We start from the raw sequence: 13567 nt of genomic DNA, 5'->3' as shown, positions 1-13567 counted from the left end.
CGCACGATGTGGCGCGCGGATCGGACAGGGGAGACGCATGGCGCAGTCGGCGGGTTCGGGACGGACCGTCATCCTGACCGTGGACGACGACCCGGGGGTGTCGCGCGCGGTCGCCCGCGACCTGCGGCGCCGCTACGGCGACGGGTACCGGATCGTCCGTGCGGAGTCGGGCGAGACCGCACTGGACACCCTGCGGGAACTCAAACTCCGCGGTGACCAGGTGGCGGCGGTCCTGGCCGACTACCGGATGCCGAGGATGAACGGCATCGAGTTCCTCGAACAGGCCATCGACGTCTATCCGAGCGCGCGGCGGGTCCTGCTGACCGCCTACGCCGACACCGACGCGGCCATCGACGCCATCAACCTGGTCGACCTCGACCACTACCTCCTCAAGCCCTGGGACCCACCGGAGGAGAAGCTCTACCCGGTCCTGGACGACCTCCTTGAGTCCTGGCGGGCCGGCAGCCACCGGCTGGTGGCCACGACCAAGGTCGTGGGGCACCGGTGGTCGGCGCGCTCCTCGCAGGTCCGCGAGTTCCTGGCCCGCAACCAGGTGCCCTACCGCTGGTACTCCAGCGACGACCCGGAGGGCAGGCGCCTGCTGGAGGCCGCCGGCGCGGCCGCGGACCGCCTCCCCCTGGTGGTCGCCGAGGACGGCACGGCACTGGCCGAGCCCGACGACACCGAGCTCGCGGGGCTGGTCGGGCTCGCCACCACGCCCGAGGAGGACTTCTACGACCTCGTGGTCATCGGCGGCGGCCCGGCCGGGCTCGGCGCGGTGGTCTACGGCGCCTCCGAAGGGCTGCGGACGGTCCTGGTGGAGCGCTCGGCCACCGGCGGGCAGGCGGGCCAGAGCTCGCGGATCGAGAACTACCTCGGCTTCCCCGACGGCGTCTCCGGCGCCCAGCTCACCGACCGGGCCAGACGCCAGGCCGCCAGGTTCGGCGCGGAGATGCTCACCGCGCGCGAGGTCACCGGCCTGGAGGTCAACGGCGCCGCGCGCACCGTCCACTTCTCCGACGGCACCTCGATCGCCGCGCACAGCGTGCTGCTGGCGACCGGGGTGTCCTACCGGCAGCTGGACGCGCCGGGCCTGGCCGAACTGACCGGGCGCGGGGTCTTCTACGGGTCGGCGCTCACCGAGGCGCCCTCCTGCCAGGGCCACGACGTGTACGTCGTCGGCGGCGCGAACTCCGCCGGGCAGGCCGCCATGTACCTCTCCCGGGGCGCGCGGTCGGTCACCCTGCTGGTGCGCGGGCCCTCGCTCACCGCTTCCATGTCCCACTACCTCATCCAGCAGATCGACCGCACCCCCAACATCCACGTGCGCACCGGGACGGTCGTCGCCTCCGCCCACGGCACCGAGCACCTGGAACGGCTCGAACTGCGCGACGTCAAGACCGGGGGGACCGAGACCGTCGACACCCAGTGGGTGTTCGTGTTCATCGGCGCGGCCCCGCTCACCGACTGGCTGGAGGGCACCGTGACCAGGGACGAGCGCGGGTTCATCGTCGCCGGCCCGGATCTGGCCGTCGCCGGGCGGCCCCCTGAGGACTGGGAGCTGGACCGGCCGCCGTACCACCTGGAGACCAGCGTGCCGGGGGTGTTCGTGGCGGGCGACGCGCGCGCGGAGTCCGCCAAGCGGGTCGCCTCCGCCGTCGGCGAGGGCGCCATGGCCGTGATGCTCGTCCACCGCTACCTGGAGCAGTCGTGAACGCGGAACCGATCCCCTGTGAGCCCTGCGACCCGCGGGAGCTGGGCACGCTCTTCCTGTTCGAGAAGCTGACGGACGACCAGCTCGCCCGGCTCTGCGCCGAGGGCCGCATGGAGCGCTTCGAGCCCGGCTACGTCTACCGCGAGGGCGACCCGGCCACGTGCTTCTACGTGCTCATGGAGGGCACGGTGGCGCTCTCACGCCGGGTGGGCACCGACGACGTGGAGACCAACCGCACCTCGCACCGGGGCGCCTACGCCGGCGCCATGCAGGCCTACGTGAGCGGTCTGGAGGGCTCGCACTACCGGGGGTCGCTGCGCGCGGTCGAGGCCACGCGGTTCTTCGTCCTGCCCGCCGAGACCTTCGCCGCGATCATGCGGGAGTGGTTCCCGATGGCCGTCCACCTGCTGGAGGGGGTGTTCTACGGGACCCGCAACACCCAGGTGCGGATCAACCAGCGCGAGCGGTTGCTGGCGCTGGGATCGCTGTCCGCGGGGCTGACGCACGAGCTCAACAACCCCGCCGCCGCGGCCGTACGGGCCACCTCGGCCCTGCGGGAGCGGGTGGCGGGCATGCGGCACAAGCTCGGCATGATCGCGGCCGGCCCGTACACGCGCCGGACCATGGAGACGCTGGTCGAACTCCAGGAGCGCACCGCCGAGCAGGTCGCCAGGTCCGTGCCGCTCACACCGATGGAGGCCGCCGACCGGGAGGACGAGCTCGGCGACTGGCTGGACGAGCACGGGATCGGCGAGGCCTGGGAGCTGTCGGCCACGCTCGTGCAGGCGGGGCTGGACACCCGCTGGCTGGAGGGCGTGGCGGCGGCCGTGGAGGGGGCGACCCTGGAGGGCGCCGTGCGGTGGCTGGGCTACACGGTGGAGACCGAGCTGCTGATGAACGAGATCGAGGACTCCACGACCCGCATCTCCCACCTGGTGGACGTGGCCAAGCAGTACTCCCAGCTCGACCGGGCCCCCTTCCAGGTGGTCGACGTGCACGAGCTGCTGGACAGCACGCTGGTGATGCTCTCGGGCAAGATCGGACCCGGGGTCACGACCGTCAGGAACTATGACCGCTCCCTGCCCAGGATCCCCGCCTATCCGGGTGAGCTGAACCAGGTGTGGACCAACCTCATCGACAACGCGGCCTCGGCGATGGGCGACGAGGGGACGCTGACCGTGCGCACGGCGCTGGACGGCGACCAGGTGCTGGTGGAGTTCGGCGACACCGGGCCGGGGGTCGATCCGCAGATCCGCGACCGCATCTTCGACCCCTTCTTCACCACCAAGCCGGTGGGCGAGGGGACCGGGCTCGGTCTCGACATCTCCTGGCGGATCGTGGTGCACAAGCACCACGGGAGCCTGTTGGTGGAGTCCGAGCCCGGCGACACCCGCTTCCAGGTGCGCCTGCCGCTCACCGCGACGGAGGAGGAACCGGAGGGCGGGCCGGCCTAGGGGTGTTCTTTGAAGGCCTTCGGGTGAGCGAGCGGCCGCCAGGCCCCTGGCCGGACGCCGGCGCTGCCCGAAAGGTGTTCTCGGTCCCGGGCCCATCCCGGTAGCGCCTCCGTGCGCCCGCCCCACTCCGGGTCGACCGCCCCGGCCGGGCCCGCGCCGAGCACTCCTCCCACGATCGCGGCCACGGTGTCCATGTCTCCGCCCGGAGTGACCGCGGCCCACAGCGCCGACTCCAGTGTTCCCCGCAGGTGCTTGGCCGCCACCCACAGGGCGAACGGCACCGTGTCCAGGGCCCGCACCCGTGACCCGTTTCCCAACCGGTGGGCGGCCTCGACCGGTTCCGGAACGATCAGCAGGGACCGCGCGGCGCGCACCCCCTCCCGCAGTGCCCCCTCGGGCAGGTGGTCGCCCACCCGGCCCAGGAACGTCCCCGGTGCCCCGGCCTCGCCCCGCGCCACCAGGGCCGCGGCCACCGCCACCGCGACCGCCCCGTCCACCGCTTCGGGGTGGGTGTGGGTGACGCGCGCGCTCACCGCCGCCCACTCGGCGGCCGCCACCGTGTCGTCGGCGAAGAACGCGCCCAGCGGGGCCACCCGCATCGCGGCCCCGTTGCCCCAGGAGCCGGAGCCGTCGAACAGCCCCGCGGCGAGGCCTCGGTGGTCGGCGCCCTCGCGCACCAGTCGAAGCATGCGGCCCGTCGCGGGACCGTAGCCGCGGTCGAAGTCGTGGTGGTCGGCGAAGGAGGCGGCGAGCCGGTCGGCGTCCACCTCCCCGTGGCGGACGACCTCCTGGTACACCGACGCGGCCATCTCGGTGTCATCGGTCCACTCCCACACTCCCGGGGGCAGTTCCCGGGCGCTGTGCCGGGATCGGTTGTCGGGGACGAAGAACTGCGAGCCGAAGGCGTCACCGACGGCCAGGGCGGAGAGGCTGGAGAGGGCGCGCCGGGCGTTCTCGGACGGGATGGAGGGAACGAAGGTGGAAGGAGGGGAGGAGTCGCTCATTGCCCCCCATCCTTTCCTGGAGGCACCGCCGGCGTCCATACAAGGACCCGCAGGCACGGAACAGGATCGCGTGCCGGTCCCGGGGGTCAGGCCCCGGCGAGCTGGACGAGGGCGTGCGTACCGCTGGTCCGCCACGCCTTCCCGCCCGCCTCCAGCCCGTCCACCACGGCCCGGTCCAGCCCGGTCACCACGTCGGACTTGAGCGTGCGCAGGGCCGCGACCGTGCCGGGGAAATAGGCGGTGACCGCCGCGAAAGGGGTCGTGGCGGGCCAGTGGCGGTCACCGACCAGGCGCCGGTAGTTGAGGTCCCCCTTCATCAGCGTCACCGACGCCGAGGCGAACTCCTCGGCCAGGTCCGCGGGCATGTCCCGGTAGGGGAGCGGGGCGCAGGAGAAGGGGTGCGCCCGCACGCGCAGCCGCCCGTGGACCATCGCCCGCCACAGCCGGGTACCGGTGCGCTCGGCCGCGCCGCCCGCCGCGCACAGGTGGCGCAGCCCGTCGAGGACGTCGGCCGTGGTGGCGTCGGAGACGTAGTACGGGCCCGGCTTGACGTGCAGTACGACCTCGCGGGCACGGTCGGAGGCCAACAGCGTGTCGATGAGGACCAGGTCGGACAGGAGTTCGCGGCCGGCGTTGTCGGCCACCAGGCAGACCCGGCCGCCCGCGCGGGCCTCCAGCAGCTCCCACAGGTCGGCGGAGTCGTCGCACACCAGGTCCGGGACCGCGGCGCTGGTGTCGCCGCCGCCCACCTGGAAGCCCAGGTCGGCCCGGTTGCCCCACAGCGACGACAGCAGCAGCGCCCGGTCCCGGTCCCGGGGCGTGAGTTCAGTGAGGGAGTCGAGGGCGCCGACCTCGGCCGCGGCCTCCGCGCCGGTCAGCTCGGCGCGCTTGAACGGGGCGAACGGGTCCACCCCCTGCCACGGGCCGGTGCCGAAGTAGTCCAGCGCGCCGAGCAGGCGGCGGTAGAAGTAGCTCTCCGCCCACAGGAACGGCGCCCGCGTCCAGGGCGTGCCGACGTACTCGGCCAGGCCCCACTCCAGCCACGCGTCACGGTCGTGCGCGTCCTCGTCCAGTGGCGTGATGACCCCCTCGGTGGCCTCCTCCCGCAGGGCGTACAGCCGCGCGCGCAGTTCGGACGGATACGGGAAGGCTTCGATCACCCTGCGGATCAGCGCGGGATGGCGCTCGCACATCACGCTCCGGGGGAACGAGCCGGGCGCGTCGCTCGTGATCACGTCGGCATCGGGAAGCGCGGTCGGGACGGCGCGGCGCGACTCTTCGGGCATGGTGCGACTCCTCGGTCGGACGGGTCGGTCGGACGGGCGGGCTCGGCGGTTCCGGTCGTCTCCATCCTCGCCCCCACGACCGCCGAGGCCATGGCCGAATCGCAACAATCACGACTGCACAAGAGCACGTGTGAGGGGAAGAATGGCAGGTAGGACCGGCGGGGATCCGCGGTTCGCAGGGTTCTCGGACACCGCCGGTCGGGGAGGTGAGATCCATGTCCACGATCGCTCACGCACGTTCCCACGCGATGACGCACGCCTGGCGCGGCGCGGTCGCCGGCATCGTCGGCGGCATCGTCTTCGGGATCGTGATGGCGATGACCGGAATGCTGCCGACGGTCGCCATGCTGGTCGGCAGCAACGACGCCGTCATCGGCGCCGTGGTCCACCTGGCGATCTCGGCCGCGATCGGTGTGCTCTTCGGGCTGCTCGCCGGGGCCATCGGCGACCGGATGTGGTCGGTGATGGCCGCGGGGCTGGTCTACGGCTTGGCCTGGTGGGTGGTCGGCGGGCTGGTGCTGATGCCCGCGTTCCTCGGCATGGCGCTGTTCCCCATGGGCGCGATGTCCATGTGGAGCCTGTTCGGCCACGCCCTCTTCGGTCTGGTGGCCGGTGCCACGCTCTACGGCCTGAGCCGCAACGAGGCCTGATGCCGTCCCGGGACACCGGACCCGAGGCCCCTCAGGAGCGGCCCCTCGTCAGCACCGTGCTCCGCACGGTGCTGACCCTGTGCCGTACACGTGCGAGCGCGCTCCGGACCCGGGCCGACGGGCCGCCGCGCTCCGACGACTCCGGCACGGGAACGGGACCGGGCGGCTCCGTGCCCTCCGCACCTGCGGACGCCTCCGCCACACGCTCGCGCAGCCGGTCCCTGACCTGCTCGGGAGTGTAGGCGCGACGCTTGCGCTCGGCGCGGGCGATCGCCACACCGGTGGCCGCCACTCCCGCGAACGCGGCCACACCGAGAACCTTCCACCAACGCATGCCCCCACGCTACAGCCAGGAGCGCGCACCGGGCGGTGCCGGCGGGGGTAGGTTCTTGAACGTGACAGGTTCGAGCATCACCCTGGACAGGGCACTGGAGATCACCCGCACCGGCGACGCCTGGGTGTTCCGCGGAACCAGCGTGGCCGACCGCGCCATCCAGATCACCACGAACAGCCCCGTGAACCACGTGGGCATGTCGGTCGTCGTCGACGACCTCCCGCCGCTGATGTGGCACGCCGAACTGGGCCGCTCGCTCACCGACATGTGGACCGGCACCCACCACCGCGGGGTGCAGCTGCACGACCTGCGCGACGCGGTCCTGGTGTGGGGGCGCCGCTACGGCCAGCGGGCGTGGCTGCGCCAGCTCGATCCCGAGGCCGACGCCGCCATGGAGGACGCGGTCCTGCGCACGGTCGCCCGCCTGGACGGCACGCCCTTCCCCTCCTCGGCGCGGATGGCCGGCCGGTGGCTGCGCGGCCGGGTGCCGCTGCGCCGCCTTCCACTGGCGCGGCGCGAGCGCGACCGCACCCTGGAGAGCACTTACTGCGCCGAGGTGGTGGCCCTGACCTACGAGGCGATGGGGCTGCTGCCGTCGGGGCGCCGTCCCGGCTACTACGATCCCGGGCGGTTCTGGAGCGGGGACTCCCTGCGTCTGGAGGGCGGTGCCCGCCTCGGCGGCGAGATCCAGGTGGACCTGCCCGAGGCCTGAGCCCTCGTCCGCCGGTCCTCGTCGGCCGGTCCTCAGCCGCGGAAGGTCCACCGGGTGGGACCGTGGCCGAGGTCGTCCCCGGCGGGGAAGGCGTACACCGCCGACGGCGCGATCGCGTACGCGCGGTAGGGCGGCGGGCCCGCGGTCGGCGCGCCCTGAGCGCCGGTCAGGAACCCGTCCCCGGGGATGGGCGCCCATCCGTACCGGTCGGCGTAGGCCAGGGCCACCCGCTCCAGCGGCTCGGGGTCCAGGACCGGCTCGGCGGCCCCCTCGACCACGGCGTGGACGCGGCCGGTGTCCAGGGCGAGGCTGACCCGGGCGTCCCGGACCAGTCGGCGGGACTTGGCCGTGCCCTCCCCGGAGGCGAAGCACGCGCGCCCGTCGACCCACACCGCCAGGACCGGCCGGGTGTGCGGCCCTCCGTCGCGGCGCGTGGTCGTCAGCCAGGCGGTTCCCGCGGTCTGCTCCAGGTGCGCCAGGACGTCCGTCCAGGTGCCGGGGGACTCGTCGGTCAGGGACTCGGCGTGCGGGTCCGGCAGCTCCATCACGGCTCCTTCGGCGGTCGGCACTCGTCATGCGTGCGGCCACGCTAGCCCCGGGTGGTGACACGGGAGCCCGCGCCACGCTGGACTCGGCGAGCGTCGATGGGCGCCTGTGCGTGTGCCGGCGCGGGTGTCGGCCTCAGGCTGCGGCCACCGCCGTGCGGCGCGCCCGCACGGCGAAGCCCACGAAGACCACGGCCGCGCCGACGGCGGTGGCGAGCATGACCGTCGTCATGCTGGACAGGGTGACCGGGCCCGACATGCCCGCCGTGGCGGCCAGGCCGGAGCCGATCCCGAACTGCAGCGTGCCCAGCAGCGCCGACCCGCTCCCGGCCCGCGTGGCCGACTGCCCCGACAGCGCCAGCGCCGTGGCGTTGGGCGAGATCAGGCCGGTGAAGACCATCATGACGAACAGGGCCGCGGTCACCGAGACCAGTCCGGCGCTCCCGGCGGCCTCCAGCACGCCGATGGCCAGGACCGACAGGATCGCCCCGCCCAGGCCGAGCAGGAGGCGGCGGTGGATCTCCAGCCGGCGGATCAGGGCGACGTTGACCTGGTTTCCCAGGATCATCCCGAGCGTGGTGACGGCGAAGACCAGGCTGAACTCCTGCGCGCTCGCCCCGAACTGCGACTGCGACACGAAGGAGAACGTGGAGATGTAGGTGAAGCTCATCCCGAAGCTCAGCGCGAGCGTGAGCGTGGGACCCACGAAGCGCACGTCGCGCAGCAGCTCCCCGAACACCCGCAGCTGCTCGCCGACGCCGATCCGCCGCCGCTGGTCGGCCGGCAGGCTCTCGGGGAGGGCGAAGTGGACCAGGACGAGCGTCACCAGCCCGGCCGCGCCGAGCGCGCCGAACACGATCTGCCACGAGCCCAGGAACAGCAGCTGGCCGCCGATGACCGGGCCGAGCATCGGCGCCAGCCCGGCGATGAGCACCAGCCGGGAGAAGAACGTGGCGGCGGCCTCGCCGTCGAACACGTCGCGGACCACGGCGCGGGAGATCACCAGCCCGGCCGCGGCGGAGGCGCCCTGCACCAGCCGCAGGAGGCTGAAGGTCGCCACGTCGGGGACGAACATGATGCCGAACGTGGCGGCGGTGAACACGGCCAGGCCCACGAGCAGGGGACCGCGCCGCCCCCAGCGGTCGCTGAGCGGGCCGATGACGAGCTGGCCCAGGGCGAGCCCGGCCATGACCGAGGTCAGGGTGAGCTTGACGCTGGACTCGCTGGTGCCCAGGTCGGTGGCGATCTGCGGCAGCGCGGGAAGGTAGAGGTCGGTCGCGAGCGGCCCGATGGCCGAGAGCGCGCCCAGGACGGCGACGAGCAGGAGGGCGCGGCGGCGCGTCAGGCCGGCCGCGGGACGCCGGTTGGTCGCCTCGGGACCGGTACGGGGCGCGGCGGCCACCGGCTCCCGGTCGGCGGCCACCGCCGGGGCGGTGGTGTCGGTCGGGGCCGCGACGGCCGTGGGGGCGCGGCGCTCGGGGCGCGTGGACAGCATTGTCACAGGGAGCTCCAGGGCATGGCGAACGGAGGTCGAGCGAGTTCGGGGCGCCGTGAACCGCCTTCGGGCGGGGCGCGGAAGAGGTGGTCGCCAGGGCGTGTCTTGGACGCCGCCCTACACGGACGCACCCCGGCTCCAACCACGGACCAGGGAAGGGCAATCCCGACTTTGCCGACGCGTCCGCGTGATTCGTATTACCAAAGGCGAACCCCCTGGGCGCAGGGCCTTGCGGAACACTGTGACCACTCGCATGGCCCCCGGGCGACCGGCCGGTCACCTTGTGCTGGTAGCCGCGGTCCGGCCTACGACACCGTGCGCCCCAGGACCCTCCGAAACCGACGGAAGGTCGCCCGAAACACGGTTTTCATCGCTGCACGTCTTGTTCCGGTGCCGGTCGGGCGATAGGAACGGGGGGACCACAGGAGGATCCCCCGTGCAACGTCCCCCAGTCCCGCACCGGCGCCCACTGGCCGGCGCGCTCGCCGCCCTCGTGGCCGCCGGCGCGCTCGCCCTGCCCACCGCCCCCGCCGCCGCCGATCCCGCCACCGTCCGCGACTCCGGCAACGGCCCCGACCGCAACGAGATCGCCGCGGGCTCCGAGGCGCTCACCGGGGCCGGCCCGCAGGCCCTCGCGGCCCCCGGCGGTCCGCCGCCCGCCGTCGGCGTGGACCCCGACGACGCCTACCCGCGCCAGAGCGAACTGCCGCTGCACCCCGAGGACCCCGACGACCACTCGGTCAAGCTCGGGTTGGCGCCCTACCACGACATCGCACCGACCCTCAACGACCTCCAGGACGCCTCCGACCGGGTGAGCGCGGAGATCGTCGGCACATCGGTGCGGGGACGCGACCTGTACCTGGTCACGGTCACCGAGCCCGAGAACCGCGGCGAGGCGCGCCAGCAGCAGCGCATGCGCGAGCTCATCGCCGACCACCCGGCCCGGGCGGCGCGCGACCGCACCCTCGCCGAGCGGTACAAGACACCGGTGTTCGTCAACGCCAACATCCACGGCAACGAGTGGGAGGGGACCGACGCCTCCCTGCGCACCATCGAGGAACTCGCCACCGCCGAGGACGAGGAGACGGCGGAACTGCTCGCCGGGGCCCGCCTGTACTTCGTGGTGACCGCCAATCCCGACGGCCGGGTGGCCGGACGGCGCGCGAACGCCGCCGGCTTCGACCTCAACCGGGACTTCGTCACCGCCTCCCAGCCCGAGACGGTCGCCGTGCGCCAGGTCATGCAGGACACCCAGCCGCTGGTGATGCTCGACCAGCACGGGTACGTCAACGGCACGCTCATCGAGCCGGGCACGCCTCCGCACGGGCAGAACTACGAATACGACCTGTACATCAAGCACACCTACGCCAACGCGCTGAACATGGAGGAGGCGATCGGCGCGCTCGGCTACACGCCCGAGGACGACGGTGTGGAGGCGCCGCAGATCCCCTTCCGGGACTGGGAGGACGGCTGGGACGACTGGCCGCCGATCTTCACGCCGATGTACGCGCCCTACCACGGCGCCGTCGCCTCGGCCACGATCGAGTTCCCGATGCGCGTGAACAACGCCGACTACGACCGGCTCGACGAGGAGGAGCTCCGGCGCAGGTCGGCCATCAACACCGACATCTCCGCCGCGACGATCGAGGCCACGCTCGACTACGTCCAGGACCACCGCGAGGAGCTGGTCGGCGACCAGATCGAGGTGTTCCGCCGGGGCGCCGCCGGCGAGGAGCAGGTGGTCCCGCCCGAGGAGTGGGTGCCCGGCTTCGGGCCCGAGGACGTGTGGACGACCGACTTCCCGCGCGCCTACGTCATCCCCGCCGGGCAGGAGCAGCGCTCCGCGACCGCCGCCGCCCGCCTGGTGGACTTCCTGGTCGCCAACGACGTGCGCGTGGAGCGCGCGGACCGGGCGTTCACCGTCGGGGAGCGCACGTACCCGGCCGGGTCCTACGTCGTGGACATGCACCAGCCCAAGCGCGGCATGGCCAACGTCCTGCTGGAGGACGGCCGCGACATCAGCGACGACATCGGCGCGATGTACGACATCTCCGGATGGAGCCACGGGCTGCTGTGGGGCGCCGACGTCGAGGCGGTCCAGGAGGAGGTGGACGTGTCGGCCGAGCCCGTCGCCACCGCCTCGCCCACCGGATCGGTCGCCGAGGCCGGCGACGGCGGCTGGGAGCTGCGCCTGGACGACGGCGCCGAGGTGGCCGCGCTCAACGAGCTGCTCGCCTCCGGCACGGACGTGGTCTGGAACGGGAGCGGGGGAGTGGTCGTGCCCGCCGGGGCCGACGCCGCCGGGCTCGCCGACCGGTACGGGGTGCGGTTCCGGTCCGCCGAGGGCGGGGAGCCGGGAGAGGCCGTGGTGTCGGGAACGCCGACCGTGGCGGTCGCCGGCGCCGCGGACGAGGTGTTCACCCTCGACGAGATGGGCTTCGACCTGCGGCCGGTGTCCACGTCGGTGCTCAACGCCGGATTCGACTGGAGCGGCGTGGACGTGCTGTACGTGGCGAGCGGGTTGGTCTACGCCGACCTCGACGCCGAGGCGCGGGCCGATCTGGACGCCTTCCTGGCCGACGGCGGCGTGGTCGCCCGAGGGGTCGCGGGGGCGCGCTTCAACGAGCAGGCCGGGTTGCTGGACGCGACCCGGCGGTCCGCGCGCTCGGACGCCAACGGCGTCGTGCGCGTGAGCGCGGGCGACGGCGTGCTGGGCGGGACCGGCGGACACGCGTTCGTGTACGGGCCGGGCTGGTTCACCGACCTCGGCGAGGGGGTCGCCGTGGAGCAGTCCTACGCAGGCGAGTCGCCCCTGGTGGCGGGCCACTGGCGGCCGGACCGGGACGGCGCGGGCGGGCAGTCCGACGCCGCCGGGCAGGCGTCCGTGGTCAGCGGGGTCGCCGAGCGGGGGACGGCGGTGGTGCTGTTCGGCACCGAACCGCTGTTCCGCAACCACCCCAAGGGGCTCTTCGGCCAGGTCGCCCAGGCCGTGTACTGGAGCGCGTCGGCCGATCTCGGCTAGGGCGTGGGCGACGCAGCCGCGCCGACCGGAGGGCGCCGACCGGGTCCACCGGTCGGCGCCCTCACGCCCGAGGGTCGCGGGTCCGGGCGTCCGCGGCGCGGGTCAGGGCGCGGGCGTACAGGGCGATCTGCAGCTCGAACCGGCGCTCGGCGTCGTCCAGGTCCGGGCCGAAGAGCTCGCGGACGCGCCGCAGCCGGTAGCGCACCGTCTGCGGGTGCACGTAGAGGTGCTCGGCCACCCGGTTGGCGTTGTGCGCGTGGCGCAGCCAGGAGAGCAGGGTCTCGGCCAACCGGTCCGCCTGCGCCTGGGGCAGTGCGGCCAGCGGCGCCAGTCGGGCGCGGCACAGCACGTCGAGCAGGTCGCGGTCGGCGAACAGCGCCAGCACCACCAGATGGTCGGAGCAGCGGATGAGGGCGCTGGTGTCCAGGATGCCGCGCTGACCGAGTTCCAGGGCCTTCTGGGCGTAGCGCAGCGAGAGCGGCAGACGGCTGAGCGGAACGGTCGGCCCGATCGCGGCGATCCGGCCCGACAGGGCGGCGTCGAGGACGTGCCGCCGTCCCGGGCCGTCCGGGTCGGGCATGACCAGGTGGGCGTCGAGCCAGGTCACGTCGGTGAGGACGTCGGGTGGCAGGGCGGGGGCGCCGGGCTCGGAGTCCTCGCCGTCGGCCACGACCACGGCGGCGGCGGTCTGGGGCAGGTGCCAGCCGAGCACCCGTGCGTGGTGGGCGATCGTCTCCGGCGGGGCCGGGGGCTCGTTGAGCAGCAGCCGGACCAGGCGCCCGCGCTGGCGGTCCAGCTCCTCGCTGCGCTGCGCCCGCGCCTCGGCGTAGCCCTCAGTGGAGGCCACGGCCAGTTCGTCCATGTGGAAGAAGATGGCGTCGGCGATGCGGAAGAGCGTGTCCGGGCTGATGCCGAGCGTCTCGCGGTGGTCGGTGAGGAAGCGGAAGGACATCCGGGACCCCACCCGCAGGGCGGACTGCAGGGCGTCGAGGTTGCGGCCGTCGCGCAGTTCACCGCGTCCAAGGTCGCGGAACCGGTCCAGGAGGGGTTCGCGCGGGCTCCCGGGGGCCTCGACGAGGTCCCAGAACCGCTCGACCGCCAGGGTGACCCCCTGGGCCAGGCGGCGGCCCAGGTCGCTGTGGGGCGGCACGTCGAACTCGGGGAAGAGGCGGCGGATCTCCTTGACCACCAGTTCGGTGCCGTTGGCGAGGTGGGGGCGCATGCGTGACGCCAGTTCCGGGGGGATGTGCCGCGCGGGGTGGTCGACCCCACGGCCCCGGTGGGATCCGAACGTCACACGTGCCTCCTCGTCCCCGCGGTCGCGCCTGACTGACCGACCCTAGGCGTCGCG

General features: G+C 73.6%; 11 protein-coding genes. 5 read left to right on the top strand and 6 right to left on the bottom strand.

Features of this window, described 5'->3' with window-relative positions:
* Nucleotides 1–37 precede the first annotated feature (37 nt).
* Together HNR10_RS01375 and HNR10_RS31620 are read left to right on the top strand one after the other, a co-directional pair.
* A complete protein-coding gene (locus tag HNR10_RS01375) occupies nucleotides 38–1714 on the top strand; it encodes an FAD-dependent oxidoreductase (protein WP_179820194.1) in 1677 nt (558 codons plus the stop codon).
* Nucleotides 1711–3168, top strand: a complete 1458-nt coding sequence (locus HNR10_RS31620) for an ATP-binding protein (RefSeq protein WP_179820193.1) — start codon at nucleotides 1711–1713, stop codon at nucleotides 3166–3168. Before HNR10_RS01375 ends, HNR10_RS31620 begins: the two co-directional genes overlap by 4 nt.
* Here the strand turns inward: HNR10_RS31620 and HNR10_RS01365 are convergent.
* Nucleotides 3165–4172 carry an ADP-ribosylglycohydrolase family protein gene (locus HNR10_RS01365; RefSeq protein ID WP_179820191.1) on the bottom strand — a complete coding sequence of 336 codons (1008 nt, stop codon included), beginning with the start codon at nucleotides 4170–4172 and terminating at the stop codon, nucleotides 3165–3167. The genes HNR10_RS31620 and HNR10_RS01365 overlap by 4 nt on opposite strands.
* Nucleotides 4173–4258: 86 nt before the next feature.
* Nucleotides 4259–5458 (bottom strand): damage-control phosphatase ARMT1 family protein, encoded by a 1200-nt coding sequence (locus HNR10_RS01360; protein WP_179820189.1) that lies wholly within the window; start codon nucleotides 5456–5458, stop codon nucleotides 4259–4261.
* A 215-nt stretch (nucleotides 5459–5673) separates the two neighbouring features.
* Between HNR10_RS01360 and HNR10_RS01355 the strand changes: the two genes are divergently transcribed.
* A complete protein-coding gene (locus HNR10_RS01355) occupies nucleotides 5674–6108 on the top strand; it encodes a DUF5518 domain-containing protein (protein ID WP_179820187.1) in 435 nt (144 codons plus the stop codon).
* Between the two features lie 31 nt (nucleotides 6109–6139).
* On the opposite strand, the gene HNR10_RS01350 is transcribed toward HNR10_RS01355, so the two are convergent.
* The gene (locus HNR10_RS01350) at nucleotides 6140–6442 is read right to left on the bottom strand and encodes a hypothetical protein (protein ID WP_218897580.1); all 303 of its coding nucleotides are present in this window, start codon (nucleotides 6440–6442) and stop codon (nucleotides 6140–6142) included.
* A gap of 76 nt (nucleotides 6443–6518) precedes the next feature.
* On the opposite strand from HNR10_RS01350, the gene HNR10_RS01345 reads away from it, so the two are divergent.
* Nucleotides 6519–7154, top strand: a complete 636-nt coding sequence (locus HNR10_RS01345) for a hypothetical protein (protein WP_179829464.1) — start codon at nucleotides 6519–6521, stop codon at nucleotides 7152–7154.
* Nucleotides 7155–7186: 32 nt separating this feature from the next.
* Here HNR10_RS01345 and HNR10_RS01340 read toward each other — a convergent pair whose 3' ends face one another.
* Entirely contained in the window at nucleotides 7187–7699 is a 513-nt protein-coding gene (locus tag HNR10_RS01340; protein ID WP_179820186.1) for a pyridoxamine 5'-phosphate oxidase family protein, read from the bottom strand.
* Between the two features lie 136 nt (nucleotides 7700–7835).
* Nucleotides 7836–9194 carry a multidrug effflux MFS transporter gene (locus HNR10_RS01335; RefSeq protein ID WP_179829463.1) on the bottom strand — a complete coding sequence of 453 codons (1359 nt, stop codon included), beginning with the start codon at nucleotides 9192–9194 and terminating at the stop codon, nucleotides 7836–7838.
* A 436-nt stretch (nucleotides 9195–9630) separates the two neighbouring features.
* Between HNR10_RS01335 and HNR10_RS01330 the strand changes: the two genes are divergently transcribed.
* On the top strand, nucleotides 9631–12216 hold the full coding sequence (locus tag HNR10_RS01330) for a M14 family zinc carboxypeptidase (protein ID WP_312889033.1): 2586 nt from the start codon (nucleotides 9631–9633) through the stop codon (nucleotides 12214–12216).
* A 61-nt stretch (nucleotides 12217–12277) separates the two neighbouring features.
* On the opposite strand, the gene HNR10_RS31895 is transcribed toward HNR10_RS01330, so the two are convergent.
* Nucleotides 12278–13513 (bottom strand): PucR family transcriptional regulator, encoded by a 1236-nt coding sequence (locus HNR10_RS31895; protein ID WP_179820183.1) that lies wholly within the window; start codon nucleotides 13511–13513, stop codon nucleotides 12278–12280.
* Between the last annotated feature and the right edge of the window lie 54 nt (nucleotides 13514–13567).

It is taken from the genome of Nocardiopsis aegyptia (assembly GCF_013410755.1).
Classification (GTDB): domain Bacteria; phylum Actinomycetota; class Actinomycetes; order Streptosporangiales; family Streptosporangiaceae; genus Nocardiopsis; species Nocardiopsis aegyptia.
This window is presented reverse-complemented; position numbering and strand designations above follow the sequence as displayed.

What these genes read in the sequence shown, in the direction of transcription:
- HNR10_RS01350 (WP_218897580.1), bottom strand. Translation starts at nt 6,442, where the DNA reads ATGCGTTGGTGGAAGGTTCTCGGTGTGGCCGCGTTCGCGGGAGTGGCG.
- HNR10_RS01365 (WP_179820191.1), bottom strand. Translation starts at nt 4,172, where the DNA reads ATGAGCGACTCCTCCCCTCCTTCCACCTTCGTTCCCTCCATCCCGTCC.
- HNR10_RS01360 (WP_179820189.1), bottom strand. Translation starts at nt 5,458, where the DNA reads ATGCCCGAAGAGTCGCGCCGCGCCGTCCCGACCGCGCTTCCCGATGCC.
- HNR10_RS01355 (WP_179820187.1), top strand. Translation starts at nt 5,674, where the DNA reads ATGTCCACGATCGCTCACGCACGTTCCCACGCGATGACGCACGCCTGG.
- HNR10_RS01375 (WP_179820194.1), top strand. Translation starts at nt 38, where the DNA reads ATGGCGCAGTCGGCGGGTTCGGGACGGACCGTCATCCTGACCGTGGAC.
- HNR10_RS01340 (WP_179820186.1), bottom strand. Translation starts at nt 7,699, where the DNA reads ATGGAGCTGCCGGACCCGCACGCCGAGTCCCTGACCGACGAGTCCCCC.
- HNR10_RS01335 (WP_179829463.1), bottom strand. Translation starts at nt 9,194, where the DNA reads ATGCTGTCCACGCGCCCCGAGCGCCGCGCCCCCACGGCCGTCGCGGCC.